Below are 26052 nucleotides of genomic sequence, written 5' to 3'. Positions count from 1 at the left end.
CTCCGAGCAACGAGGCAGGGAAGATGGTCCAGTACGCCGCACCGAACACCGAAGGCAGCGTCGTCAGCTACGAGTCGCGCTACGACCACTACATCGGCGGCGAGTACGTACCGCCCGCGAGCGGCCAGTACTTCGAAAACCCGACCCCCGTCACCGGGAAGGCCTTCTGCGAGATCGCGCGCGGTACCGCCGAGGACGTCGAGAAGGCGCTGGACGCCGCCCACGGCGCGGCGCCGGCCTGGGGCCGGACGTCGGTCGAGGAACGCGCCGGGATCCTGCTCAAGATCGCCGACCGGATGGAGCAGAACCTCGAGGCGATCGCGGTCGCCGAGGCGTGGGAGAACGGCAAGGCGGTCCGCGAGACCCTCGCCGCCGACATCCCGCTGGCCATCGACCACTTCCGCTACTTCGCCGGCGCGCTGCGCGCCCAGGAGGGCGGCATCTCGCAGATCGACGAGAACACCGTCGCCTACCACTTCCACGAGCCGCTCGGCGTGGTCGCGCAGATCATCCCGTGGAACTTCCCGATCCTGATGGCCGTCTGGAAGCTCGCCCCGGCGCTGGCCGCGGGCAACGCGATCGTGCTCAAGCCGGCCGAGCAGACGCCGGCGTCGATCCACCTGCTGTTCTCGATCATCGGCGACCTGATCCCGCCGGGCGTGGTCAACATCGTCAACGGCTTCGGCGTCGAGGCGGGGAAGCCGCTGGCGTCGAGCAACCGGGTCCGCAAGGTCGCCTTCACCGGCGAGACCACCACCGGACGGCTGATCCTGCAGTACGCCAGCGAGAACATCATCCCGGTGACCGTCGAGCTGGGCGGCAAGAGCCCGAACATCTTCTTCGACGACGTCGCCGCACGCAACGACGACTTCTACAACAAGGCGCAGGAGGGCTTCGCGCTCTTCGCGCTGAACAACGGCGAGGTCTGCACGTGCCCGTCGCGGGCGCTGATCCAGAGCGGCATCTACGACAAGTTCCTGGGTGACGCGATCGAGCGCGTCCGCGGCATCAAGCAAGGCCACCCGCTCGACACCGACACGATGATCGGCGCGCAGGCCTCCAACGACCAGCTCGAGAAGATCCTGTCCTACATCGACATCGGCAAGCAGGAGGGCGCCGAGATCCTCACCGGCGGTGCGCGCACCGACCTCGGCGGCGAGCTGTCCGGCGGCTACTACGTCGAGCCGACGGTGTTCGCGGGCGACAACAAGATGCGCATCTTCCAGGAGGAGATCTTCGGCCCGGTGCTGTCGGTGGCGAAGTTCGACGACTACGACGACGCCATGAAGATCGCCAACGACACGCTGTACGGTCTCGGCGCCGGTGTCTGGTCCCGCGACGGCAACACCGCCTACCGCGCCGGCCGCGACATCCAGGCGGGCCGCGTCTGGGTGAACAACTACCACGCCTACCCGGCGCACGCGGCCTTCGGCGGCTACAAGGCGTCCGGCATCGGCCGCGAGAACCACAAGATGATGCTGGACCACTACCAGCAGACGAAGAACATGCTGGTCTCCTACTCGGACCAGGCGCTCGGGTTCTTCTGATGACCCGGCGAGTAGACCTGACACCGGCGGCCGCGGACCTCCTGCGGCAGCTGGTGTCGGTCCACGGGCCGGTGATGTTCCACCAGTCCGGCGGGTGCTGCGACGGCAGCGCCCCGATGTGTTACCCGGCCGGCGAGTTTCGCATCGGCGCGTCGGACGTGTCCCTCGGCTCGCTGGAGGTCGACGGCATCGCCGACGTGCCGGTCTGGATGTCCGGACCGCAGTTCGAGTACTGGAAGCACACGCACCTGACGATCGACGTCGTGCCGGGTCGCGGCAGCGGGTTTTCCCTGGAGGCGCCCGAAGGCGTGCGCTTCCTGATCCGCTCGCGGCTGCTCACCGACGAAGAGTCGGCGGCGCTGAACCGATAGCGCCGAACAACGCCGTAGCGAGCACCAGCCCCTCCCGGGCGACCGGGGCGAGCAGGTGCTCGTCCGGCGCGTGCTGCAGGCAGCCCGGGTAGGAGTGCGGCAGCCACAGTGTCGCCAGCCCGAGGACGTCGGTGAAGACGTGGTTGGGCAGGCCGCCGCCGAAGCTGGGCAGGAGGGCGACGGGCTTCTCGACAACGGCGTCGAGGGCCTGTCGCGCCCAGGCCACCCACGGGTCGTCGACCGGCGTGCGGCTGGCTTTGAAGCTGGCGTGGGTGGTCACCTTGATCATCGGGAACCCTTGCGCGGCAAGGTGTTCCCGGACCGTCGCGGTGACGTCGCCGACGTCGGTGCCTGCGACGTACCGCAGCTGCAGCACCGCGCGGGCGCGGCCGGGGATGGCGTTGACCGGGCGGTCGGCGTTCCCGGCGTCGAGCGCCAGCACCTCCAGGGTGTTCCAGCCGTAGAGCCGCTCGGCGGGGCTGAGCCGCGAGTCGCCCCAGCCTTCGTCCGGCGCGTCGACGACGACGTCGGCCAGCGCTTCGCGGACGGACTCCGCCAGTTCCGGCGGCAGCAGCGCGGGCACCTGGATGCGGCCGTGGCCGTCGACGAGGCTCGCGATCGCCGCGGCCAGCGTCGTGGCCGGGTTGCGCAGGATGCCGCCCCAGTTGCCGGAGTGGGCGCCGCCCGGGCGCAGGTCGACGTCCAGGTCGATCCGGATTCCGCCGCGCGCGCCGAGGAACAGCGTCGGCGTGGCCGCGTCGAGGCGCGGGCCGTCGGAGGCGATGAGGACGTCGGCTTCGAGCAGATCCTTCTGCTGCGACGCGAACTCGTCGAGACCCGGTGAGCCGATCTCCTCGCCGGTCTCGAAGAGAAACTTCAGGTTGAAGCCGAGCTGGCCGCGTGCTTCGAGGAGCAGGCGCAACGCCGTCAGGTTGATCAGGTGCTGGCCCTTGTTGTCGGCGGTGCCGCGGCCGTACCAGCGGTCGCCGTCCGCGGTCAGCGTCCACGGGTCCAGGCCGTCGCTCCACTTGCCCGCTTCCCCGACGACGTCGGCGTGGCCGTAGCAGAGCAGCGTCGGCAGCTCGGGCGACTCGACGCGGACGCCGACCAGGAACGGCCCGCCCGCCGAGTCCGGGTTGGGGTGCTGGGAGACGTCGCAGCCGAGACCGGTCAACGCGGGCGTCAGGACTTCGTCGAGGTAGGCCTGGATCGCTTCCCGGCCTTCTGGGGCGTCGCTGACCGTGGGGTAGGCGACGAGCCGGGCAAGTTCGGTGAAGAAGGCGCCGGAGTCGACGTGGGCGCGGGCCTGGTCGAGCAGTTCCATGGCCGCCAGCTTAGAGACGGTAAACAATACGAACGGTCGTGCTATATTCGGCGACATGAACGTCGACAGCGTTTACGTGGGGGAACCGAGCGTCCTGGGGTACCGGCGCGAGGCGCCGGTGCTGAGCGGGATCACCAAGGCGCTGGTCACGGCGCCGGAGCTGAACCTGACCGAGCTGAACCTCGACGGCGACCGGCAGGCCGACCTCACCGTGCACGGCGGTCCCGACAAGGCGGTCTACGTCTACCCGGCGGAGCACTACGCGGCCTGGCGCGAGGACGGCTTCGAGGTGGCGACGGCCGACTTCGGCGAGAACATCTCGCTGTCCGGGCTGACCGAGGACGACGTGCGGATCGGGGACGTCTGGGCCTGGGGTGACGCGCTCGTGCAGGTCTCGCAGCCGCGGTCGCCGTGCTACAAGCTCGCGATGAAGACCGACCGCAAGGACATCGCCCCGGCGATGATCGACTCCCTGCGCAGCGGCTGGTACCTGCGCGTGCTGCGGCCCGGCGTCGTGCCGACGTCGGGCGCGGTCGAGCTGGTCGAGCGCGCGGACGCGCCGACGGTCGCGGAGGTGTACGTCATCTCGTTCGCGAACTACGGGCAGCTGCCGCCGGAGCGCGTCGGGGCGGCGCTGGACTTCGCCGACCGCGTGCTGGCCACGCCGGGGCTGGCGGAGCAGTGGAGCGCGGGCATCCAGTCCACAGTGGACCGCTGGCGGGCGCGGCGTGCCGGTTGACGGCCGGGTCGCCCGCGGCGACGCGACCCGCCGCCTGGTGCTGCGCCGGGCGGTGGACGTCGCGTCGGTGGACGGCCTGGAGGGGCTGTCTCTCGGCCGGCTGGCCACCGAGCTGGAGCTGAGCAAGAGCGGCGTGTTCGCGCTGTTCGGCTCGAAGGAGGACTTGCAGCTCGCGACGGTCGAGGCGGCCTTCGAGATCTTCCGCTCGCACGTCGTGACGCCCGCTTCGGACGTGCCGCCGGGCCTGCCGCGGCTGCGCGCGATCTGCGAAAACTGGCTGGAGTACTCGGAAAAGCGCGTGTTCCCGGGCGGCTGCTTCTTCTTCAACACCGGCGCGGAGTTCGACGCGCGCCCGGGCCGGGTGCACGACGCGGTGGCGGCGGCGAGCAACGCGTTCGCCGAGTTCATCCGCGAGACGGCCGTCGAAGCGGTCAAACTCGGTCACCTGGACACCGACGCGGAAGTGCTGGCGTTCGAGCTGCACGCGCTGGGCCGCGCGGCCAACGCGGACTCGGTGCTCAACGGCGGCACCCACGCGTACGCGCTGGCCAGACGAGCCATCGGCGCAAGACTGTCGTGAGTGAGAAACAGTGTTGGAACACTGTTTCTCACTCACGACCGCTTACTTCCAGTCGACCTGCGGGCTCCGGTAGAAGTCGATGCCCTGGGTCACCCAGCGCGGCGACTGCTTGGCCAGCCGCGCGCGGTAGGCGTCCCAGTTGTGCGTCGACTTCGGGGACCAGCCGATCTCCGCGATGCCGGGCAGCCGCGGGAACGCCATGTATTCGATGTCGTTGCTCGTCCGGATCGTCTCGGTCCACAGCGGCGCCTCGACGCCCGCGACCGACTTCTCGCCGACGCCCGTCACCAGCGACGCGGGATCCCAGTTGTACCCGTCCTTGACCTCGACCAGGGCCGCCCAGTCCTGGCCCAGCGGCGTCTGCTCGGTGTACTTCATGTCCAGGTAAGCGAAGTTCGCCGGCGACATCAGGATCTTGTTGCCCCGGGCCGCGGCGGCCGCGACGGACTCGTTGTCGCCGCCGAAGTCCCAGTACTGCGGGACGGCCGACACCGGCAGGTCCGACTTGGCGATCTCGTGCCAGCCGGTGACCTTCTTGCCGTACTTGGCGACGATCGGCTGCACCTTCCGCTGGAAGGTCAGGTAGTCCGCGGGCGGCGTCGCGTGGGCCTCGTCGCCGCCGATGTGCAGGTACTGGCCCGGGGTGATGGCCGCCAGCTCGCGGACGACGTCCTCGACGAACTTGTACGTGGTCGGCGAGGAGATGCACAGCGAGCTGTAGCCGACCTCGGTGTCCGTGCGGACCGGGACGGCCTTGCCGTCGCAGTTCAGCTCCGCGTACGTCGACTGCGCCGCGTTCGTGTGGCCCGGCATGTCGATCTCCGGGATCACCGTGATGTGCCGCGACGCCGCGTACGCGACGATGTCCTTGTACTGCGCCTGCGTGTAGTAGCCGCCCGGGTCGCCGTCGACCGCCGTCTTGCCGCCGACCGTCGCGAGCTTCGGCCAGCTCTTGATCTCGATGCGCCAGCCCTGGTCGTCGGCGAGGTGCAGGTGCAGGGTGTTGATCTTGTACTGGGCGATCTGGTCGATGTACAGCTTGACCTGGTCCGGCTTGAAGAAGTGCCGGGCGACGTCGAGCATCGCGCCGCGCTCGCCGAAGCGCGGGTAGTCGAGGATCGTGCCACCGGCGACCGTCCACGTCCGGTGCTGGACGCGCTTCGCGTCGATCGCCGACGGCAGCAGCTGCCGCAGCGACTGGACGCCGTCGAAGAGCCCGTCCGCCGTGTTGGCCTTCAGGGAGACGCCGTCGTGGGTGACCTTGAGTTCGTAACCCTCGGTGCCGATCCGGGAGTCGTGGCCCAGCTGCAACGAGATCGCGGGCAGGCCTCCCGGCCGCGGCACGACCGGCAGCGGGTACCCGGTGGCCGGGCGCAGCAGGCCGCGCAGGTAGTCCGCGACCTGGCCGGCGCCGCGGTCGGCGCTGATGACGGTGAACGGCGTCAGCTTGAAGCCACCCCGCGGATAGGCCTTCGCCGAGACGGGCGCGGGGACGACGTCGGTCACGCTCCGTTCCGGCGCGGCCGGGGCAGCCACCGCGGCGGCGGGCAGGCCGACTGCCGTCAGACTCACGATCGCCGCGGTCGAGACGGCTCTGGACAAGCGCATCAGGGCACCTCCGGTCGGGGACTCCCTCCCAAAGGTACAGACCAGCCGGTGCATTTGGAACAGCTCTTAACGAAGGGCGGCCCGGATCGCGTCGAGCACGCCGGGGTCCTCGATGGTCGAGGGCACGGCTTCGTCGCGGCCGTCGGCGATCGCGCGCATGGTCTTGCGCAGGATCTTCCCGGACCGCGTCTTCGGCAGTGCGTCCACAATGGACACATCGCGGAACGCGGCGACCGGCCCGATGTCCCGGCGGACCATGGCCACCAGTTCGTCGCGCAGCTGCTCCTCGGGGATGTCCGCACCCGCCTTCAGCACGACGAACCCGCGCGGCAGCTGGCCCTTGAGCTGGTCGGCGACGCCGATGACGGCGCACTCGGCGACGGCCGGGTGCGAGGCCAGCACGGCCTCCATCGAACCCGTCGAAAGCCGGTGCCCGGCGACGTTGATGACGTCGTCGGTGCGGCCCATGACGAACAGGTAGCCGTCTTCGTCGAGGTAGCCGGAGTCGCCGGTCAGGTAGTAGCCGTCGTAGCGGGAGAGGTAGGCCTCGCGGTAGCGCTCGTCGTCGCCCCACAGCGTCGGCAGCGAGCCCGGCGGCAGCGGCAGCTTCACCGTGATGGCGCCTTCGCGGCCGGCCGGCAGCTCGTCGCCGGCCTGGTCGAGGATCCGGACGTCCCAGCCGGGGACGGGCTTGGTCGCGGACCCGGCTTTGACCTCCATGGGCTCCAGGCCACGCGGGTTGGCCGCGATCGGCCAGCCGGTCTCGGTCTGCCACCAGTGGTCGATCACCGGCGTGCCGAGCTTCTCGTGCGCCCAGTGGTGGGTCTCCGGGTCGAGCCGCTCGCCGGCCATGAACAGTGTCTTGAACGCCTTGAGGTCGTACTTCTCCAGCTCGCGGGCGTCCGGGTCGACCTTCTTGATCGCCCGCAGCGCGGTCGGCGCGGTGAACAGCGCCTGGACGCCGTGCTCGGCGATGACGCGCCAGAACGCGCCCGCGTCCGGCGTGCCGACCGGCTTGCCTTCGTAGAGCACGGTCGTCGCGCCGACCAGCAGCGGCGCGTACACGATGTAGGAGTGCCCGACGACCCAGCCGACATCGGAGGCCGTCCACCAGATGTCGCCGGCGTGGACGTCGTAGACCGCGTCCATCGAGTAGGCGAGCGCGACCGCGTGGCCGCCGGTGTCGCGCACGACGCCCTTCGGCTTCCCGGTGGTCCCGGACGTGTAGAGGATGTAGAGCGGGTCGGTGGCGGCGACCGGCACCGGGTCCGCCGGGGTCGCACCGGCCGCCAGCTCGTCCCAGTCGAGGTCACGGCCGGTCAGCTGGGCCGGCGCCTGCTCGCGCTGCAGCACGACGACGTGGTCCGGCTGGTGCTCGGTCATGCCGAGGGCGCTGTCGATGATCGGCTTGTACTCGACCACCCGCGTTGGCTCGATGCCGCAGGATGCCGCCAGGATGACCTTGGGTTTCGCGTCCTCGATCCGTGCCGCGAGCTCCTTCGGAGCGAAGCCGCCGAAGACCACGGAGTGCACCGCGCCGATTCGCGCGCAGGCCAGCATCGCGATCGCGGCTTCGGGCACCATCGGCAGGTAGACGATCACCCGGTCACCCTTCGTGACCCCCAGGGAGCTGAGCGCACCGGCGAACCGGGCGACCGCGTCCCGCAGCTCTTCGTAGGTGTAGGTGCGTTGCCGTCCGGTCACGGGAGAGTCCCAGATCAGTGCGGCCTGGCCGCCCTGGCCGGCCTCGACGTGCCGGTCGAGCGCGTTGTAGGAGGTGTTCAGCTCGGCGTCCGGGAACCACCGGTAGAAGGGTGGGTTCGAGTCGTCCAGGGCCCGTTCCGGCGCCTTCGTCCAGCTGATTTTCCCGGCCGCTTCCAGCCAGAACGCGTCCGGCTCGGTCAGGCTCCGCTGGTAGGCCTCGGAGTACGCACCCATTCCCGCTCCTTCGCGTCGGACGTCCGCTCCGACCCCATCATGACGCGCGGGCGGCGGGCTCGCCGGATTCCGGGCACGCTGAAGACCCGGCAACCTCACGGCGGCCGGCTGCGTCCTAAGCTGGACCGCAGGAAAACGCCGTGTGGCGGTACCAAGCGAATACGGACAGTGAGGGGAGCCCGGCGGTGAACGGACTCGCGAGCGCGTTGCTCTCGCTAGCCCATTCCTTGTTCGGCCCGGGCTTCTGCCCCGGCGACTGGGTCTGGGCCACGAGTGCGGCCGGCGCGCTCGTCGCACTGCTGCCGCCGATCGGCGCGCTGGCCGTGGCGATCATCCGGAAGGGCACGGGCAACCGGTACGACGCCACGACGCTGGGGGTCTTCGGCGCGATCGGGCTGTTCAGCGCCCTGGTACTGCCGTGGTTGCTGTCGAACGGCGTGTCGGGGGTCTTCCGGGCGGAGTTCGCGGGCCAGAAGTCCGGCCTGTCCAAGGCGGAGACGACCACGCTGACCAGCGGCTTCTGCTGGGTGGACAACCAGAAGTCGTACCTGGGCGGGCGGCAGACCGTCTTCGACGTCTTTTCCGCCGGCAGCACCGGCCCCGACGACCTCCCGGTCTTCGTCTACCTGGTGGCCTTCGTCGTGCTCGGCGCCGGTTCGCTGCTGTTCGTGATGCTGCAGGGCCGCACGGCCTTCCGCCGCGGCCCGAAGTGGCCGTCCCGGCTGTTCTGGATCCCGTTCGCCGCGATGCTCGTGTTCAGCGTCGGCATGGAGGCCAACACCGCGCTGCACTTCTTCCTGGGTTTCCTGCCGTTCAGCGTGCTGGGCCTGATCCCGGTCGCGATGGTCGGGCCGCCGCCGTGGTCGGTGATCAACCGGCCGGACGTGCCGCCGCGCCGCGACCAGGAGCCGCAGGGGCCGCCGCCGTCGCAGGTCCAGCCGCGCCCGACCCCGCCGCCGCCTCCGCCACCCCCGGTCAACCGGCCGTACCCGAAGACGGCGCTCGCGGCCGCGCCCGAGCCCCCGCCGATGGCCGGCGCGCTCGCCGCGGCCCCGGGCCCGATCCCGCCGCCGCCCGGCTCGCGCAACGCCGGCGGCAGCCGCTACCGGCGCGTCAAGCAGCTCGGCGCGGGTGGCTTCGGCACGGTCTGGCAGGCCGTCGACACCCAGCTCAACCGCACGGTCGCGTTGAAGATCGCGCACGCGCCGGACCGCGACACCGCCGAGCGCATGCAGCGCGAGGCCCGGGCGCTGGCCGTGGTCAGCCACCCCAACTGCGTCAAGGTGTACGACCTCGCCGAGGAGCCGGACGGGCTCGCGCTGGTGATGGAGTACCTCGAGGGCCGTCCGCTGGCCGAGCTGGTCGACGGCCAGGGCCCGCTCGACGACGTCGCCGCCGGCCGCCTGTGGGCGACGATGGCGGGCGCGCTCGCCGCGGCGCACGAGAAGGGCGTCCTGCACCGCGACATCAAGCCGTCGAACGTCATCCTCGACCCGAGCGGCCTGGCCCACCTGATCGACTTCGGCATCGCCCGCAGCCAGGGCGACTCGAAGATGACGGCGACCGGCATGATGATCGGCACGCCCGACTTCGTGGCCCCGGAGCAGGCGATGGGCGCGACGGCGTCCCCGGCGTCGGACGCGTGGCAGCTGGCGGCGACGATCAGCTACGCGCTGTCGGGCCAGCCCCCGCGCGGAACCCGCGAGACCCCGATGGCGGCGTTGATGGCGGCGGCCCGGGCCGAGCCGGTGACTCGCCTGCCGCAGCGAAGTGCGCACGCTCGCCTGCTGGCGGCTTCGCTGGACCCGGAGCCGCGGCGCCGCCCGACGTTGAACGCGGTGCGGCGTGAGGTCGAGGGCTGGCTGTCGAGGGCGGGGAAGTCTGCCGATGGTCCGGTGACGCGGGTGGTGCCGCGTCAGCCGGGGGGCCAGCTGCCGCGCCGCTAGCCCGGCTTGACGGCCGAGAAGATCAGCAGCTCCTTCGGCCGCAAGTCCACGCTGACCTGCTCGAACCCGGCCTTCTCGAGCCGGCCGGGGAACGTCGTCGCGTCGATGACGTTCATCGTGTCGCCGATGTGCAGGAGCCGGAAGCGGAAGTTGAGCTGGCCGTCGCTGCCGCAGTACGTGCCGCCCGGGCGCAGGACCCGCGCGGCTTCCGCGAAGATCGCGTCCTGCAGTGCGCGGGTCGGCACGTGGTGCAGCATCGTGAAGCACACGACGGCCGAGAACCGGCGGTCGGCGAAGGGCATCTCCGCGCCGCTGCCCTCGACGACCTCGGCGCGGTCGCCGTATTTCGCCCTCAGCAGCTCGGTCGACGCGGGGTCGATCTCCAGCACCGTCAGCTTCGGAACGGCGTCGAGCAGCACCTTCGTGGTGGCGCCGAACCCGGGCCCGATCTCGAGCACGTCGTCGCCCAGGTCGCGGTCCTTCAGCCACGGCGCCAGGCGTTCCTCGACGGTGGCCGCCCACTTCTCCGAGCTGCAGATCTTGCGGTGGATCAGGTTCATCGGCATGCGTCCGACGCTAGGACGCCCCGTCGGTGACCGGTAGCCGATAGCCTGACAAACGATGTCGCGAAACAGCCAAGCCATGCTCCTCGGCGAGGTCGACCTGCCCGCCGGCACGTGGTTCCCGTGGCACGAGCACCCGGTGCACCAGCTGGTCTGGTCGGCCAGCGGAGTCGTCGCGGTCAAGTCCGGCGACGCGGGCTGGGTCCTCCCGCCGACGCGGGCGCTGTGGATGCCCGCGGGCATCCAGCACCGCACGGGCGCGCTCGGCCGGGCGGCGCTGCGCGGCATCTACGCCGACCCCGCGTTGTCCCCGGTGTCGTGGCCGTCGCCACGGCTGGTCGTGGTCCGGCCGTTGCTGCGCGAGCTCCTGGAGTACCTGACCGGCGACAGCGTGGCCCCGGCGGCGCGGCTGCGCGCCGAGGCCGTGGCGTTCGACCTGCTGGAGCCGCTGGACGTGGTCCCGATCGTGGTGCCGTCCCCGGCCGACCCGCGGGCGCGGGACGTCGAGCGGGCGGTCCTGGCGAACCCGGCGGACCCGCGCGGCCTGGCGGAGTTCGGGCGGGACGTCGGAGCGGCGGAACGGACACTGGCGCGCATCTTCGTCCGCGAGTGCCGGATGCCGTTCGGAACGTGGCGCACGCAGGTGCGGCTGCGGGCGTCGCTGCCGCTGCTGGCCCAGGGAGCGTCGATGGAGACCGTGGCCCACCGGGTGGGGTACAGCTCGGCGAGCGCGTTCGTCGCGGCGTTCCGGCGGGCCGTCGGGGTCACGCCGGGGGCCTACTTCGCGGGCTGAGCCGGCACCAGTACCGCAGCCGCAGACCAGCAGGCTCGCCCGCAGCAGCGCGGTGGCGTGCCCGCGCCCTCGTGCGGCCGGCCTGATGTCGTGGCCGAGGTGGCCGCCGAACTCGGTCAGCTCGTCGTTGAGCCGCAGGTTGAGCCGGACCCGCCCGAGGTAGTCGTCGCCGTCGGCGGCGCGGGGTCGGCCAGAGCTACCGCCAGGACGGCAGCCAGCGTTCGGCGTCCCACTGGCCCGTGGTGATCGCGACGCCGTTCAGGATCGGCCACAGCCAGGCGAAGTTCGCCACCACCAGGCCCACGTACAACGACACCACGAGCAGACCGGTCCCGCGTCTTTCGAACCCGCGCCGGGCGCTGCCCAGGATCTGGCCCAGGCACAACGTCAACCCGAGCACCAGGAACGCCGCCAACGGCGTCGCGTAGAAGAAGTACATCTGGCGGTCGATGTTGGTGAACCAGAAGACGTACCCGCCGAGGTAGCCCACCAGCACCGCCGCGTAGCGCCAGTCCGCGCGGAACACCGAGCGCCACACCGACCAGCCCAGCATCGGGATCGCCAGCCACCACATCGCCGGCGTGCCGATCAGCATCGTCGCGCTGACGCAGCGGGACTCGCCGCAGCCGGTGACGTCGCCGTCGTAGCTGTAGAGCATCGGGCGCAGCCCCATCGGCCACGTCCACGGCTTCGACTCCCACGGGTGCGGGTTGTCCTTGGGCGTGACCAGCGTTTCGTGGAAGTGCAGGACGTTGCCCGTGTAGTCGGCGAGCGAGCGCAGCGACGCCGGCACCCACGACCAGATGCCCGGCGCGATGTCCTTGATCTCGGTGTAGTGCCGGTCGGTCGCGGTCTCGCTCGCGAACCACGCCCAGTACGCGCTCAGGTACATCAGGAACGGGATGAGCAGGATCGCCCACAGCGCGGGCAGCACGTCCCGGCGGATCGTGCCCAGCCAGGGCCGCTCGACGCCGGCCGCGCGGCGCGCCGCGACGTCGAAGAACACGCACAGCAGCCCGAACGCGACGATGTAGTACAGCGCCGACCACTTGACGCCGAAGGTGAGCCCGATCATCAGCCCGGTCGCGAACCGCCACCAGCGGAAGCCCAGCTTGGGGCCCCACACGGACTCGTTGACCCAGCCCTCGCGGACCGCCGTCGCGAGCCGGGTGCGCACCTGGTCGCGGTCGACGAGCAGGCAGGCGAACGCGGCGAGCACGAACAGCGCGATGAAGATGTCGAGCATGCCCATCCGCGACTGCAGGTGCAGCACGCCGTCGCTGATCACGAGGATGCCGGCGATGCCGCCGAGCAGCGTCGAGCGGGTCAGGCGGCGGGCGACGCGGATGGTCAGGAAGACGATGAGGGTGCCGGCCAGCGCGGGCATGATCCGCCAGCCCCAGCCGTTGTAGCCGAACAGCCATTCGCCGATCGCGATCAGCTGCTTGGCCAGCGGCGGGTGGACGACCAGCTCGTAGCCGTAGTTGTCTTCGTAACCGCCGTTGCGCAGCATCTGCCACGCCTGCGGCACGTAGTGCTTCTCGTCGAAGACCGGGCTGCCCTTGTCCGTCGGCACGCCGAGGTTCTGCAGCCGGACGATGCCGCCGATCACGGTCAGCACGAGGGTGACGACCCAGCCGCGCAGCCGGTCGGCCGGCATGCCGCGGCCGAGCAGGGTCACTTCGCGGTCGGTCGGCGGCCGGAGCGCCTCGACCGGGTCCGGCCGGACGCTTTCGTCGTCGGGACGGGTCAGCACGGCGGTCACGGGGCGATCCTACGGGCGGGACAGGGCGTGCGTCGTCCGGATCCGCTGATCAGCCTAGGCTGGCCCGGTGAGTCCCTCGGTGCTTCCCGGTCGCCTGGTCCTGGCCGCAACCCCGCTCGGCGACGTCCGCGACGCCTCGCCCCGCCTGGCCGAAGCGCTGGCGGAAGCCGACGTCATCGCGGCCGAAGACACCCGCAGGTTCCGCTCGCTGGCGTCGGCGCTGGAGGTGACCCCGCGCGGCCGGGTGGTGAGCTTCTACGAAGACGTCGAGACGGCCCGCCTGCCCAAGTTGCTCGAATCGTTACGCGCGGGCGAGTCGGTGGTGCTGGTGACGGACGCCGGTATGCCCAGTGTGTCCGATCCGGGGTTCCGCTTGGTGTCGGCGTGCGTCGCCGCGGATATCCCGGTCACCTGCCTGCCGGGCCCGTCCGCGGTGACGACGGCGCTCGCTTTGTCCGGTTTGCCGTGCGACCGGTTTTGTTTCGAGGGTTTCGCGCCGCGTAAGCCGGGAGAGCGGACTCGCTGGCTCACGTCGCTTCGGGACGAGCCGCGGACGGCGGTGTTCTTCGAGTCGCCGCACCGGCTGGCGTCGCTGCTGGCGGACGCGGTTTCGGTGCTGGGTGCCGCTCGCCGGGCGGCGGTGTGTCGCGAGCTGACGAAGACCTACGAAGAGGTCAAGCGGGGGAGTCTTTCGGAGCTGGCTTCGTGGGCCGAGGAAGGCGTTCGCGGGGAGATCACGGTGGTGCTGTCCGGGGCCGAGCCGAGGGAGCTGTCCGTGGCGGACCTGGTTTCGGAGGTGTCGGACCGGGTGTCGGCGGGCGAGCGCCTGAAGACCGCGGCGGCGGAGGTCGCGGAGGCGGCCGGAGTGTCCAAAAAGGAGCTTTACGACGCCGTCCTGGCGGCGCGCGCGGGGAAGTAATCCCGGTCACGGCAAAAGATGTCCGTTTTGCCGCAAGTGATCGATGTGAGATCCGAATTAAGCCATTCGGCCGCTACCGCTGCTTTCGATCATCGGTGATCGTGAAGGCGGGCGCGGCCCGGGGTTGTCCCGCCGCGGAGTGAGGGGAATCTTCGCGTGGCTTTCGTGCGTTCTTCGCGGCCGAGATACAGACGTGGCGTGCTTTTCCTGGTGCTGGCCGTGGCCTTCGGAATCTTTCCGGCCACGGCTTTTTTGCGCCCTCCGCCGGCCGCGGCCGACGTCGTCGCGCAAGTCCCGGACACCGCGCCGGACGAGGCCACCGCCGCCCGGTACGCCGGGCAGGCCCGAAAGCGCGTTCAGGTCATGGACCAGACCACCGAGACAGCGGAGACGTTCGCCGACCCCGGCGGCACGATGACGACCACCCGCCACACGCGGCCCGTGCGGGTCAAGCAGGGCAGTGGCTGGGTGACCCCGGACTCGACGCTGGTGCCGAAGGACGGCGTGGTCGCCCCGAAGGCCGCGACGACCGGCATCACGCTTTCCGCGGGCAAGAAGCAGTCGGAGAAGGCCGTGGGCGCGCAGCCCCTGCTGCGCCTGACCCGCGACGGCACGTCGGCCGGGTTCGACTGGCCCGCCGCACTGCCCGAACCGGTCGTCACCGGCTCGACCGCGACCTATCCGGAGGTCCTGCCCGGCGTCGACCTGCGGGTCCAGGTCGACGTCGACACCGTGCACGAGGTCGTCGTGGTCAAGACGCCCGAGGCGGCGAAGAACGTGGCGACGCTCGGTTTCGGTGTGCCCGTGCAGAACGGCAAGGTGACGAAGGATGCCGACGGCAGCCTCCACGTGCGCGACGCCAAGGGCGCCGAGAAGTTCACCGCGCCGCCCGCGACCATGTGGGACTCGTCGGGCATCGACGTGAGTGACCACGACTTCGTCCGCGGCCCGGCCGCGGGCGGCCGCCAGGCGGCGGTCGGCGTGGACCTCGCCGGGGCGAAGCTCACCCTCACCCCGGACCCGAAGCTGCTGGCCGCCGCCGGCACCGTCTACCCGGTCTACGTCGACCCGACCTGGCACGACAACTACTGCTCCGCGTGCGGGCGCAACCACTACCTGGTCCAGTACGCCTGCGGCTCGGGCAAGACGCCGGGTGACGCGGTGTGGGACAGCGACGACAACCTGCGCGCCGGCTACACCTACGACAGCCGGTCGAGCTGCGCCGGGCACCTGGTCACCGCGCGGTCGTTCGTCGAGATGAACCTCGGCGGGCTCATCGGGAAGACCATCTACGGCGCACAGCTGAACCTCGGCCTGACCAACCCGGGCACCTGCTCGGCGACCAACAACATCGTCTGGTCGGGCGTTATCGGCGCCGGGCTGAGGTTCAACAGCGGCCCGGCCTGGTGGAACACCGTCGCGACGGTCGGCAACCACTGCCCCGCGGACACGAACGTCAGCTTCGACATCACCTCGACCATCGCGACCGCGATCCAGGGCAACTCGCCGACGTGGACGTTCGGCATCGTTTCGCCGAACGAAGGCGACCAGGCGACCTGGAAGCGCTACTCGACGCAGGTCGGTTTCTCGGTCGTCTACAACTCCCCGCCGAACCAGCCGAAGAACCTCGCGATCTTCAACGGGACGCAGTCCTACCCCTGCGTCCAGGGCGCCTCCCGGCCGGTCCTCGGCCCGACCAGCACCGGCTACGTCACCCGGGCCAACGTCTCCGACCCGGACGGCTACCAGCTGGACGCCATGTTCCGCGTCTACAAGGGACTCGTCAGCAAGGGCGGCTACACCTGGGACGGCCGGGACTTCAGCTCGAACAACGTCCTGAGCGACGCGAACCAGGCGAACCGGAACGCGGTCACGACGCTGCCCAAGGACGAGCTGAACGCCGACGGCTTCTACTCGTGGGACGTCCATTCGACGGACGGCAAGGAGGAGGCGTGGGCGGTCCCCTGCGAGGTCGAGGTCGAGCTGACCCCGCCCGCGGCGCCCGGCGTCGCGTCGCAGACGTACCCGTCCGGCGCGTACGGCGGCGGCCCCGGCCGTCCCGGTGACTTCACGTTCACCGCGGCGGGCACGGCGGCCCCGGTCGACCACTACGTCTGGCGGATCGACGACACGGCCGCGCCGAGCTGCGACGGCACCGAGGCCGGCACGGTGAAGCCCCAGGCCCTCAACGGGCCCGGCACCACGGCGATCGCGCCCGGCACCTCGGGACCGCACGTGCTCAGCGCGTGGTCGTGCAACCGGGCGAAGACCCCGTCGAGCCGCATCGACTACGCGTTCACGGTGAAGGACGCCGCGGCTCCGGTCGCGTCCTGGCAGTTCGAGGGCGACGGCCGTTCGCAGGTGACGGGCCTGCGCTACGCGGGTGCCGGCACCGGCACCTTCGCCGCGGGCAAGCTCGGCCAGGCCGCCGTGCTCAGCGGGCAGGCCGGCGACTACTTCGCGACGCCGGCCCGGATCGTCGACACCACGAAGTCGTTCTCCGTCTCGGCCTGGGTGAACGCCGCCGACCTGAACGGCCAGCGGACCGTGCTCTCCCAGGACGGGGACCAGGCCAGCGGGTTCGCCCTGCAGTACCTGAGCACCGGCAAGTGGGCGTTCAGCCTGAGCGGCTCGGACGTCGCCAACCCGGCGGTCACCTCGGCTGTTTCGACGGCCGCACCCGCCGCCGGGACGTGGACCCACCTCACCGGGGTGTACGACGCGACCGCGCACACCGCGGCCCTGTACGTCAACGGTGCCCCGCAGCAGACGGTGTCCGCGACGGCGGCGAACGTGACCGGCCCGCTCGTCCTGGGCGGCGGCAAGTGGGGCGGCGTCCGCACGTACCTGACCAAGGGATCGATCGACGAGGCGGCCGTGTTCGGCCGGGCCCTTTCCGCGGCGGAGGTCGGCACCCTCTCCGGCGCCAACGGCGTTCCCACGGGACTGTCCGCCGCGCGGGAGTACACATTGGACGGTGACACGCGGGACGCCACCGGCACCGAGGGCACCCTCGCGTTCACCGGCCTCCCGTTCGGCCCGGGGTACTCGGACTCGGCGGGGCAGTCCGCCACCGACGACTCGATCGGCCACGGCAGCGGCCAGGCCCTGGTGGGCTCGGGCCCGGGGTACGCGGCGACGTCGTCCCCGGTGGTGGACACCGCGCAGAGCTTCTCGGTGTCGGCCTGGGTGAAGCTGGACAAGCCCGACTTCTACACCCTCGTGGAGCAGGAGGGCACCGCCAACGACTCGTTCCTGCTCAGCTCCTCACCCGACAACGTCGCGTTCGGGATGAGCACCACGGACTCCGTCGGCGACGCGGCCAACTGGCGGTGGGCCGGGACGTCGATCACCCCGTACGCCGGGAAGTGGACGCACCTGACCGGGGAGTACGACTCGGTCGCGGGCAAGGAACGGCTGTACGTCAACGGCGCGCTCGCCTCGGAGACGGTGATCCCCGCGGGCAGCGTGTGGCGCTCGACCGGGCCCCTCGGGATCGGCAAGCTGCCCGGCCGGGCGGCCGGGGCCTTCGCCGGCTCGATCGACCAGGTCCAGGTCTGGGACCGCGCGCTGCCCGCCGCCGAGGTGGCCGGCCTCGCCAACACCGCGGTGCTGCGGGCGAACTACCAGCTCGACGGCACCACGAAGGACTCCGTCAGCGGCGTCACGGGCACGCCGTCCGGGAACTTCCAGATGACGACGGACGAGAACGGCGCGAACGTCGCCCGGTTCCCGTTCGACTGGGGCTCCCAGGTCGAAGGGCCGCGTCCGCAGAACTTCCGCAGCGACCGGAGTTTCACCGCCGAGGCCTGGGTCAAGCACACCTGGACCGCGGCGGACGCGGCGCGGGAGAAGCAGCGTGACCCGTCCGATCCCGGCGGCGTGGACAAGCCCGGCCGGACGGCGCTCGGGGCGAACGGCGCGAACTTCTCGCCGTACCTGCTGGGCTACCGCGGCGTGCAGGACGCGAACGGCACCTGGCACCCCCGCTGGAGCTGGGCGATGTGGATGGCGGAGTCCACGCCGACGACGCCGGTGGCCATCCTGGCGACGCCGGACGTGGACGCGGAGTCGGGCGTCTGGACCCACCTCGCCGGGACCTACGACGCCGTGGCGCACCAGGCCTGCCTCTACGCGACGACGGACGCCTACCAGTACAGCCCGAAGTGCGTCGGCAACGTCGTCGGCTGGAATGGCGCGAGCGACCTCGAGGACCTCTTCCTCGGGCGCGGCCGGTTCAAGGGCCAGGACAGCGACTACTGGTACGGCGACCTGCGTGGCATCCGGGTCTACAGCGGTGTGCTCGACCAGCAGCACATCAACGCCGACGCCATCCTCGACCACCCCTAGTCCAGCCCGACCTTCCCAGAATGGGTGGATCTTCCATGCGCAGAAGTGCCAGATGGGCCCGGTCGGGCCGGCTTTCCCGGGTCACGGCGGCGGTGCTCGCGGTCGTCATGCTCGGCTCCGGCGGGACGGCGGTCGCCGCACCCACCCGGCCCGGCGGTGACTGGACGGTCCCGGCGGGGCAGCAGGAGAAGAGCGTCCCGGTGAGCCCGGTGACGACCGGGAAGCTGCCGGACATCAAGATCGGCACCCCGCCCGTCACGCCGCCGGTCTGGCCCGCCGCGAAGGACACCGACGTCGACCTGGCGCCGGCGGCCACGCAGCTGCGCGCCGCCGACACCCCGGTGCGGGTCGGGCGCGCCGCGGCCGCCGCCAAGCCCGCCAAGGTGCACGTCAAGGTCGCCGACCACCGGGCCGCCGAGGCGCTGGGTCTCGACGGCGTGGTCCTGGCGGTCACCGGCGCCACGGACGGCCCGGTCCACGTCGGACTGGACTACAGCGGCTTCGCGAACGCCTTCGGCGGTGGCTGGAGCGACCGGCTCCGGCTGTTCACGCTGCCGGCCTGCGCACTGTCCACACCGGACAAGCCCGAGTGCCGGCAGCGCACGCCGATCGCGGGTTCGGCCAACGACGCCAAGACGAAGCAGGTCACGGCCGACCTCGCGGCCGGTGGCGGGACGCGGGTGCTGGCCGCGGCGGCGACCGCGAGCGGCTCGGCCGGCTCGACCACCGCGATGCCGCTGTCGGCCGCCGGCGACTGGTCCGGCGGCGGTTCGGGTGGCGACTTCTCCTACAGCTACCCGTTCGCGACGCCGAAGGCCCCGAACGGCGCCGCGCCGAACCTCGGGCTGTCCTACTCCTCGGGCAGCATCGACGGCCTGACGTCGGCGACGAACAACCAGGCGTCGTGGATCGGCGACGGCTGGGACTTCACGCCCGGCGGGTTCATCGAGCGCCACTACAAGGGCTGCGGCGAGGACCTGGGCGGCAACAACGGCCAGACGAAGACCGGCGACCAGTGCTGGGGTCCCGACAACGCGTCGCTCGTCCTCGGCGGCCGGTCGACGCAGCTGATCAAGGTCAGCGACACGCTGTGGCGACCGAAGACCGACGACGGCTCCAAGGTGGAGCTCCTGACCGGCGCCACGAACGGCGTCTCCCACGGACAGCACTGGCGCGTCACCACCGGCGACGGCACCCAGTACTACTTCGGCCTCAACCACCTGCCCGGCTGGACCAGCGGCAAGCCCGAGACGCAGTCCGCGTGGACGGTCCCGGTCTTCGGCAACAACGACGGCGAAGACTGCTACAAGGCCGGCGACTTCGCGCACTCGTGGTGCCAGCAGGGGTGGCGCTGGAACCTCGACTACTCGGTTGACCCGCACGGCAACGTCAGCTCGTACTACTACCAGCCGGAGAAGAACTCCTACGGCCTGAACCTGAACGTCACCTCGGCCGGCACGTCCTACGCCGCGGGCGGCTACCCGCTGCGCGTCGAGTACGGCCTGCGGCTCAAGGACGGCAGCGTCTACGGCACCGGCCCGACGAACCAGGTCGTGTTCGACACGGCCGAGCGGTGCATCCCGGACGCTTCCTTCGACTGCGCGCCGGCGAAGCTCACCGCCGCGAACGCGTCGCACTGGCCGGACGTCCCGTTCGACCAGATCTGCGCCGAAGGGGCCACCTGCGACTACGGTGCTCCCGCCTTCTTCACCCGCAAGCGCCTGACCGCGGTCCGCACGCAGTACTTCAGCGGTACCACGCCGAACGACATCGACCGGTGGGACCTCGTGCAGTCCTACCCGGGGTCGGGGGACGCCGCCCCGCCCGCGCCGTGGCTGAACTCGGTCACGCACACCGGGAAGGCCGGGACGCCGATCACCCTGCCGCCCACCGAGTTCGACCGGTACATCTTCCCCAACCGCGTCGACACGCTCGGCGACAAGTACGCGGCGATCACCCGCAGCCGGCTCAAGGAGATCCGGACCGAGACCGGCGGGCGGATCGCCGTCAACTACTCGGCGCAGGACTGCGTGCCGGGCACGAAGATGCCCGCGTCGCCGCAGACGGACAAGTACCGCTGCTTCGCTTCCTACTGGAGCCCGCCCGAGTCGAAGGACCCGGTGCTGGACTGGTTCCACAAGTACGTCGTCACCGACGTCACCGAGGACGACGGGCCGGGTGACTCGGTCCCGGTCGAGACGCACTACTCGTACCCGGCCGACAGCGCGGCCTGGCACTACGACGACAGCCAGTTCACGCCGGACGACCGCCGCACCTGGAACCAGTGGCGCGGCTACAACGTGGTGACGACGTCCATCGGTGCGCCGGGCACGACCCAGACCGTCACGGAATCCCTGTACCTGCGCGGGATGGACGGCGAGGTGGTCACCGACTCCGACAAGGGGACCATCACCGACAAGGACTGGCTGCAGGGGTTCGTGCGCGAGTCCCGGACGTACCTGGCGGACGGCAAGACCGTCGACTCGGCGTCGATCAACGACCCGTGGTGGCGCGGCCCGACCGCGACCAGCGCGGACGGGCGCCTCAAGGGGTACATGACCGACACCCAGGCGGTCCGCGGCCGCATGCTGCTCTCCGACGGGACGACCTACCGCCGGACGCAGGTGAACAAGAAGTTCGACGACCAGGGCATGACGACGCAGGTCGAGGACCTGGGCGACACCTCGACCGCCACCGACGACACCTGCACGAACACGACCTACGTCGCGAACGGCGCCGGGATGTTCGACCGGTCGAGCGCGGTCGTCATGTTCGGCGCGAACTGCGCCGGCACCCAGACGGCGGCGAACAGCATCACCGACGTCCAGGTGGCCTACGACCACCAGGCGGTCGGGGCGCCGCCGACCCAGGGCGACATCACCGAGCAGGACACGCTCGACACGTGGGACGCGACGGGCAAGCACTACGTCGCCACCGCGAAGAGCAGCTACGACGACCTCGGCCGCGAGACCGAGTCGACGGACGTGTTCGGCAACCTGACCAAGACCGGCTTCACCCCGGCGACGGGCGGTCCGGTCACCCAGATCAAGACGACCAACCCGCTCGGCTGGACGTCGACCACGACGCTCGAGCCCGCGCGCGGCAACCCGACGACCTCGGCCGACGTCAACGGCGTCACGACGGACATCGACTACGACGCGCTGGGCCGGAAGACGTCGGTCTGGAACCCGGGCCGGACCCGGAGCCAGGCGGCGAGCGCGACCTTCGAGTACGGCGAGAGCAAGACCGGCCCGGTCTACGTGCGCACGCGGACGCTGCAGGACACGAACGCCTACACGGACGCGTACACGATCTACGACCACCTCGGCCGGACCCGGCAGACCCAGGTCCCGGCGGAGGGCGGCGGCCGGATCCTTTCCGACACCCTGTACGACTCGCGCGGGCTGCAGTTCAAGACGAACGCGCCGTTCTACAACGACGCGTCGGGCCCGAACGCCACGCTGGTCGGGGCGGCCGACAACACGATGATGGCGCAGACCGTCACCGAGTTCGACCGGCGGGCGCGGCCCACGGCGTCGATCCTGATGTCGAAGAGCGTCGAGCAGTGGCGGACGACGACCCGCTACGACGGCGAGAAGACCACGACGATCCCGCCCGCGGGCGGCTCACCGTCCACAGTGGTCACCGACGCGCAGGGGCAGACCGTCCAGCGGCTGCAGTACACCAACGGCTACACGGCGGGCGGGACGAACCCGGCCGACGTCACGACGTACGCGTACAACGCCGCCGGCGCGCAGACGTCCGTGCAGGACTCCTCGGGCAACGTCTGGTCGACCAAGTACGACCTGCGCGGCCGCAAGGTCGAGCAGAACGACCCGGACGCGGGCAAGTCGACCACCACGTACGACCAGGCCGGCCAGGTCAAGACCACGACGGACGCGCGCGGGCAGACGCTGGCCTTCACCTACGACACCCTCGGCCGGAAGGTCCGCGAGAACAAGGACTCCGACACCGGGACCCTGCTGGCGTCGTGGGCCTACGACACGGTCGCGCACGGGCTGGGCCTGCCGGCGTCGTCGACCCGCTGGGACGGCACGGACGGCTACACGAACCGGGTCGTCGCCTACGACGCGTTCAGCAGGCCGACCAAGACCGCCGTCGACATCCCGCAGAAGGAGGACGCGCTCAAGGGCACCTTCGAGTTCTCGACGAAGTACACGGCGACCGGCGCGATCGCGGAGACCGTGAGCCCGGCGGCCGGGAACCTGCACCAGGAGCACGTCGTCCACGGCTACACGGACCTGGGCCTGGCGTCGACGACCTACGCGCTCGACTCGACGACCGGCGCGCGCACGGACCTGGTGTCGGCCACCGGGTACACGTCGCTCAACGAGATGTCGACGCTGCAGCTGGACGGCGCCACCTCGATCTCGAACGTCGGCATCACCCAGACCTACGACGAGGTGACCCGGCGGGCGCAGACCACGACGGTCAGCCGGGAGACGCAGATCGGCGCCGAGCTGACGAAGCGGACCTACAGCTACGACCCGGCGGGCAACGTCCGGAAGATCGCGGACACGCCCGCCGGCGCGGCGGCGGACATCCAGTGCTTCGACTACGACTACCTGCAGCGGATGACGGACGCGTGGACGCCGTCGTCGGGTGACTGCTCGACGGCGAAGTCGGCGTCGGCCCTGAACGGCGCGGCGCCGTACTGGAACACGTACACGTTCGACAAGACGGGCAACCGCAAGACGCAGGTCGAGCACAAGCCGGCCGGCGATGTGACGACGACGTACAACTACCCGGCCTCGGGCGCGACCGCGGTCCGGCCGCACGCCCTGCAGGGCACGAACGCGGCGGGCCCGACGGGCACGGCGACGACGGGGTACACCTACGACGAGGCGGGTTCGGTCAAGACCCGCGACGTCGGCGGCAACACGCAGACGTACACGTACGACGCCGAAGGCCACACGGCTAAGGAGACGGACCCGGCGGGTTCCAGCTCGTACGTCTACGACGCGGACGGCAACCGCCTGATCGCCCACGACCCGACGGGCTCGACGCTGTCGATCGGCGACCTGGAGATCATCCAGGCGGCGGGCACACAGGCGGCGACGGCGATCCGCTACTACTCCCACGGCGGCGCGCAGATCGCGGAGCGGGCGGGGTCGGCGGGGCTGAAGTGGATGCTGGGCGACCTGCACGGCACGAACGGGCTGTCGATCACGCAGGGGACGCTGCAGCCGAACCAGCGGTACACGGACCCGTTCGGCAACGTCCGCGCGCAGACGTCGACGTGGCCGGACAAGCACGGTTTCGTCGGCGGCTACCAGGACACAACGGGCTTGACGCACCTCGGCGCGCGTGATTACGACCCGACGACGGGGCGGTTCACGAAGGTCGACCCGGTGCTGACGCCGGATCTGCCGCAGACGCTGAACGCGTACGCGTACGCGAACAACTCACCGGTGACGGAGTCGGACCCGTCGGGCTTGTCGGCGTGCCACAGCATGGGTTCGGACGGCTTGCTGTGCAATCCGGGCACACCGCAGGCGGAGAAGTGCAAGGACAACCCGCACTGCAACACGGTGGGCCACCCGCAGGCATCGGCCGGCTACAAGAATGCGAAGGACGGCTACCTCGCCGAACACCACATCGACAAGGCGGCGTACGAGGACGCGCAGGCGGTGGTGAAGAAGTCCAAGTGGGACGTGTTCGTCGAAGCGGCGGGCGAGCTGATCAAGGGCTTGATCGGCTGGGACGACATCAAGGACTGCGTGACGCAGGGAGCGTTCGGCGCATGCGTCCGGACGGTCATCAACTTCATCCCGTGGGGCAAGATCCTGAAGGCCGGCGAGATCATCGCGGACTTCTGGAAGGGCGCGAAGGCGCTCATCACGTTCGGCAAGGAGGTCGAGAAGGCCGAGAAGGTCATCGTCGACACGGAGAAGGTCCTGGTCGACGCGGACAAGGCCGCGAATGCCGCTGCGGATGCGGAGCGGGCCGCGTCGGAGGTGGCCCACGGGGCCGAGGAAGCGAAGGGCGCGGAGAGCGGCGCTTCGTGTGCGTTGCACAGTTTTGTCGCGGGGACGCTGGTCCTCTTGGCAGACGGTACGACGAAGCCGATCGACCAGGTCCACGACGGCGACGTGGTCGCGACTACGGATCCCTCGACGGGAGCGGTCGAGCAGCACAAGGTGGTGGGCACGCTCGTCCACAGTGACGAGGAGGAGCGCGCCGAGGTCACGCTGGAATCGGGCGGTTCACTGGTCGCGACGGATTGGCACCCCGTCTGGGTGGAAGAGACGGGTGACTGGGTCGCGATCGGTTCGCTGGTCGCGGGTGAGCACCTACACTCGGCTGATGGTCGGTCGGTGCTCGTCACGGCGGTCCGGCACTTCGAGCAGCAGGCGCCGGTCTACGACCTCACGGTGGATTCAGTCCACGACTACTTCGTGGGCGCTGGTGCGGCCGCCGTCCTGGTCCACAACTGCGGCGGCAAAGAGGCAGCCGAGGAGTTTCGTGCGAACGCCAACAACGGGCAGGGCGTCTCGCACACGAAGAATATTGCGGTCGCAGACCATGAAATCAACGGGTCCTCGGGGCAGTTGGTAGGAGTCAGTGGAAAACATACCCATCCCGGGTCGACCTCGATGCCGCCGACGCGGCAGTTCAACCCGGGAACTCGCCCCTTCGACTCCGAGACCAAGATCTTCGAAACCTATGCGGCCAGCTTGCCGCGCAACGCCACTGGTACGATCAAGCTGTATTCGGAACGGGAGATCTGTGCGAGTTGTCGCGGTGTCATTGCGCAGTTCAGAGATATGTTCCCTGGTATCAAGGTGAGTACGTCGTGGGGTTGATGATGGGCGAAATCGAAGAAATCGCGTCAGTTTTGCGGGAACGTTATGGTGATGGTGAAGTGGTGGGAATTTCGCCGGATGAGGTGGAAGAGGTCCGAGTCCGTCAGGGTGTCGAAGAGCTGCCTCTGGAGTACCGACGGTTTCTTGTGCTGATGGGCCGACGTGCGGGAGGAATGCTCGTCGGAACGGATATATTTTATCCCGCGATTTTACCGCTGAAAGACTCCTTGGACGACTTTCCGGTCGTACGTGATCTTGTCTCTTCGGTTTCGGAGTCGCTTGTCCTTGGCATGCACCAGGGTTATCAGGTCTACGTGGTTACCGATGTCGGTAACTCCGATCCCAAGGTTCTGATGTACGAAGAAGATGAAGACGCCCCGGTCTCGGAGTGGGATTCGTTCACAGATTTTATTCGTTCGGAAATGGCGCAATTGGACTAATGGGCGGCGGGCGAGCGGTCACGTCAGCAGCGCGGTCACCGCGGAATGCGCAGTGACTCCAGCTTCGCCGTGGTCCGCTGTTGGCAAACACACGCCCGCGAGGTCAGCAGGCGCAACGCGGCGCGGGACTCGATCGCCGGCGTGACCGCGACCCCGGCTGGTGGGGTTGATGCGTTGTGGGATGTGGACCTCACTCTGATCCGCTGACCCGGCTCACGTCGACAACGCCGTCACCGCGGCACGATTCGGCGATCAAATCCTTCGCTGCCGTCGCGTTCACGGTTTCGGTGACGCCGGAGTCTGATGGATTCCTCATTCAATACCGAAAAGTCGACTGGCTGA

15 protein-coding genes are annotated in these 26052 nt (G+C 70.2%); 10 read left to right on the top strand and 5 right to left on the bottom strand.

Features of this window, described 5'->3' with window-relative positions; genetic code table 11:
* The first annotated feature begins 23 nt into the window (after positions 1 to 23).
* Both ABZ342_RS20250 and ABZ342_RS20245 read left to right on the top strand, forming a co-directional pair.
* A complete protein-coding gene (locus ABZ342_RS20250) occupies positions 24 to 1547 on the top strand; it encodes an aldehyde dehydrogenase family protein (RefSeq protein ID WP_360474999.1) in 1524 nt (507 codons plus the stop codon).
* Positions 1547 to 1918, top strand: a complete 372-nt coding sequence (locus ABZ342_RS20245) for a DUF779 domain-containing protein (RefSeq protein WP_360474996.1) — start codon at positions 1547 to 1549, stop codon at positions 1916 to 1918. Before ABZ342_RS20250 ends, ABZ342_RS20245 begins: the two co-directional genes overlap by 1 nt.
* Here the strand turns inward: ABZ342_RS20245 and ABZ342_RS20240 are convergent.
* A complete protein-coding gene (locus ABZ342_RS20240; protein ID WP_360474993.1) occupies positions 1884 to 3242 on the bottom strand; it encodes a M20 family metallopeptidase in 1359 nt (452 codons plus the stop codon). The genes ABZ342_RS20245 and ABZ342_RS20240 overlap by 35 nt on opposite strands.
* Before the next feature lie 55 nt (positions 3243 to 3297).
* On the opposite strand from ABZ342_RS20240, the gene ABZ342_RS20235 reads away from it, so the two are divergent.
* Both ABZ342_RS20235 and ABZ342_RS20230 read left to right on the top strand, forming a co-directional pair.
* Positions 3298 to 3981, top strand: coding sequence for an MOSC domain-containing protein (locus tag ABZ342_RS20235; RefSeq protein WP_360474990.1), 684 nt, complete (start codon positions 3298 to 3300; stop codon positions 3979 to 3981).
* Positions 3971 to 4561, top strand: coding sequence for a TetR/AcrR family transcriptional regulator (locus ABZ342_RS20230; protein WP_360474987.1), 591 nt, complete (start codon positions 3971 to 3973; stop codon positions 4559 to 4561). Before ABZ342_RS20235 ends, ABZ342_RS20230 begins: the two co-directional genes overlap by 11 nt.
* A gap of 42 nt (positions 4562 to 4603) precedes the next feature.
* On the opposite strand, the gene ABZ342_RS20225 is transcribed toward ABZ342_RS20230, so the two are convergent.
* Positions 4604 to 6169, bottom strand: coding sequence for a beta-N-acetylhexosaminidase (locus ABZ342_RS20225; RefSeq protein WP_360474984.1), 1566 nt, complete (start codon positions 6167 to 6169; stop codon positions 4604 to 4606).
* A 66-nt stretch (positions 6170 to 6235) separates the two neighbouring features.
* Positions 6236 to 8107 carry a propionyl-CoA synthetase gene (locus ABZ342_RS20220; protein ID WP_360474981.1) on the bottom strand — a complete coding sequence of 624 codons (1872 nt, stop codon included), beginning with the start codon at positions 8105 to 8107 and terminating at the stop codon, positions 6236 to 6238.
* A gap of 185 nt (positions 8108 to 8292) precedes the next feature.
* Between ABZ342_RS20220 and ABZ342_RS20215 the strand changes: the two genes are divergently transcribed.
* Positions 8293 to 10053, top strand: coding sequence for a serine/threonine-protein kinase (locus tag ABZ342_RS20215; RefSeq protein WP_360474978.1), 1761 nt, complete (start codon positions 8293 to 8295; stop codon positions 10051 to 10053).
* On the opposite strand, the gene ABZ342_RS20210 is transcribed toward ABZ342_RS20215, so the two are convergent.
* Complete coding sequence (locus ABZ342_RS20210) at positions 10050 to 10619, bottom strand: class I SAM-dependent methyltransferase (protein ID WP_360474975.1); 570 nt, start codon at positions 10617 to 10619, stop codon at positions 10050 to 10052. The genes ABZ342_RS20215 and ABZ342_RS20210 overlap by 4 nt on opposite strands.
* Positions 10620 to 10695: 76 nt before the next feature.
* Between ABZ342_RS20210 and ABZ342_RS20205 the strand changes: the two genes are divergently transcribed.
* Entirely contained in the window at positions 10696 to 11409 is a 714-nt protein-coding gene (locus ABZ342_RS20205) for a helix-turn-helix transcriptional regulator (RefSeq protein WP_360475125.1), read from the top strand.
* A 196-nt stretch (positions 11410 to 11605) separates the two neighbouring features.
* Here ABZ342_RS20205 and ABZ342_RS20200 read toward each other — a convergent pair whose 3' ends face one another.
* Positions 11606 to 13174, bottom strand: a complete 1569-nt coding sequence (locus ABZ342_RS20200; protein WP_360474972.1) for a phospholipid carrier-dependent glycosyltransferase — start codon at positions 13172 to 13174, stop codon at positions 11606 to 11608.
* A gap of 79 nt (positions 13175 to 13253) precedes the next feature.
* Here ABZ342_RS20200 and rsmI point away from each other — a divergent pair, with 79 nt between their 5' ends.
* The 4 genes from rsmI to ABZ342_RS20180 all read left to right on the top strand — a co-directional run bounded on the left by rsmI (position 13254) and on the right by ABZ342_RS20180 (position 25710).
* Positions 13254 to 14093 (top strand): 16S rRNA (cytidine(1402)-2'-O)-methyltransferase, encoded by an 840-nt coding sequence (gene rsmI / locus ABZ342_RS20195; protein ID WP_360475122.1) that lies wholly within the window; start codon positions 13254 to 13256, stop codon positions 14091 to 14093.
* 252 nt (positions 14094 to 14345) lie between these two features.
* Positions 14346 to 18443, top strand: coding sequence for a LamG-like jellyroll fold domain-containing protein (locus ABZ342_RS20190; RefSeq protein WP_360474969.1), 4098 nt, complete (start codon positions 14346 to 14348; stop codon positions 18441 to 18443).
* Positions 18444 to 18478: 35 nt separating this feature from the next.
* A complete protein-coding gene (locus ABZ342_RS20185; protein ID WP_360474966.1) occupies positions 18479 to 25270 on the top strand; it encodes an RHS repeat-associated core domain-containing protein in 6792 nt (2263 codons plus the stop codon).
* Positions 25270 to 25710: an SMI1/KNR4 family protein gene (locus ABZ342_RS20180; RefSeq protein ID WP_360475119.1), complete on the top strand. Its 441-nt coding sequence runs from the start codon at positions 25270 to 25272 to the stop codon at positions 25708 to 25710. The genes ABZ342_RS20185 and ABZ342_RS20180 overlap by 1 nt, the downstream gene beginning before the upstream one ends.
* Positions 25711 to 26052 lie beyond the last annotated feature (342 nt).

Origin of the sequence: Amycolatopsis sp. NPDC005961 (genome assembly GCF_040629235.1) — a bacterium.
Classification (GTDB): domain Bacteria; phylum Actinomycetota; class Actinomycetes; order Mycobacteriales; family Pseudonocardiaceae; genus Amycolatopsis; species Amycolatopsis camponoti.
Note: the sequence above shows the minus strand (reverse complement) of the source record. Positions and strands in the feature narration are given on the sequence as shown.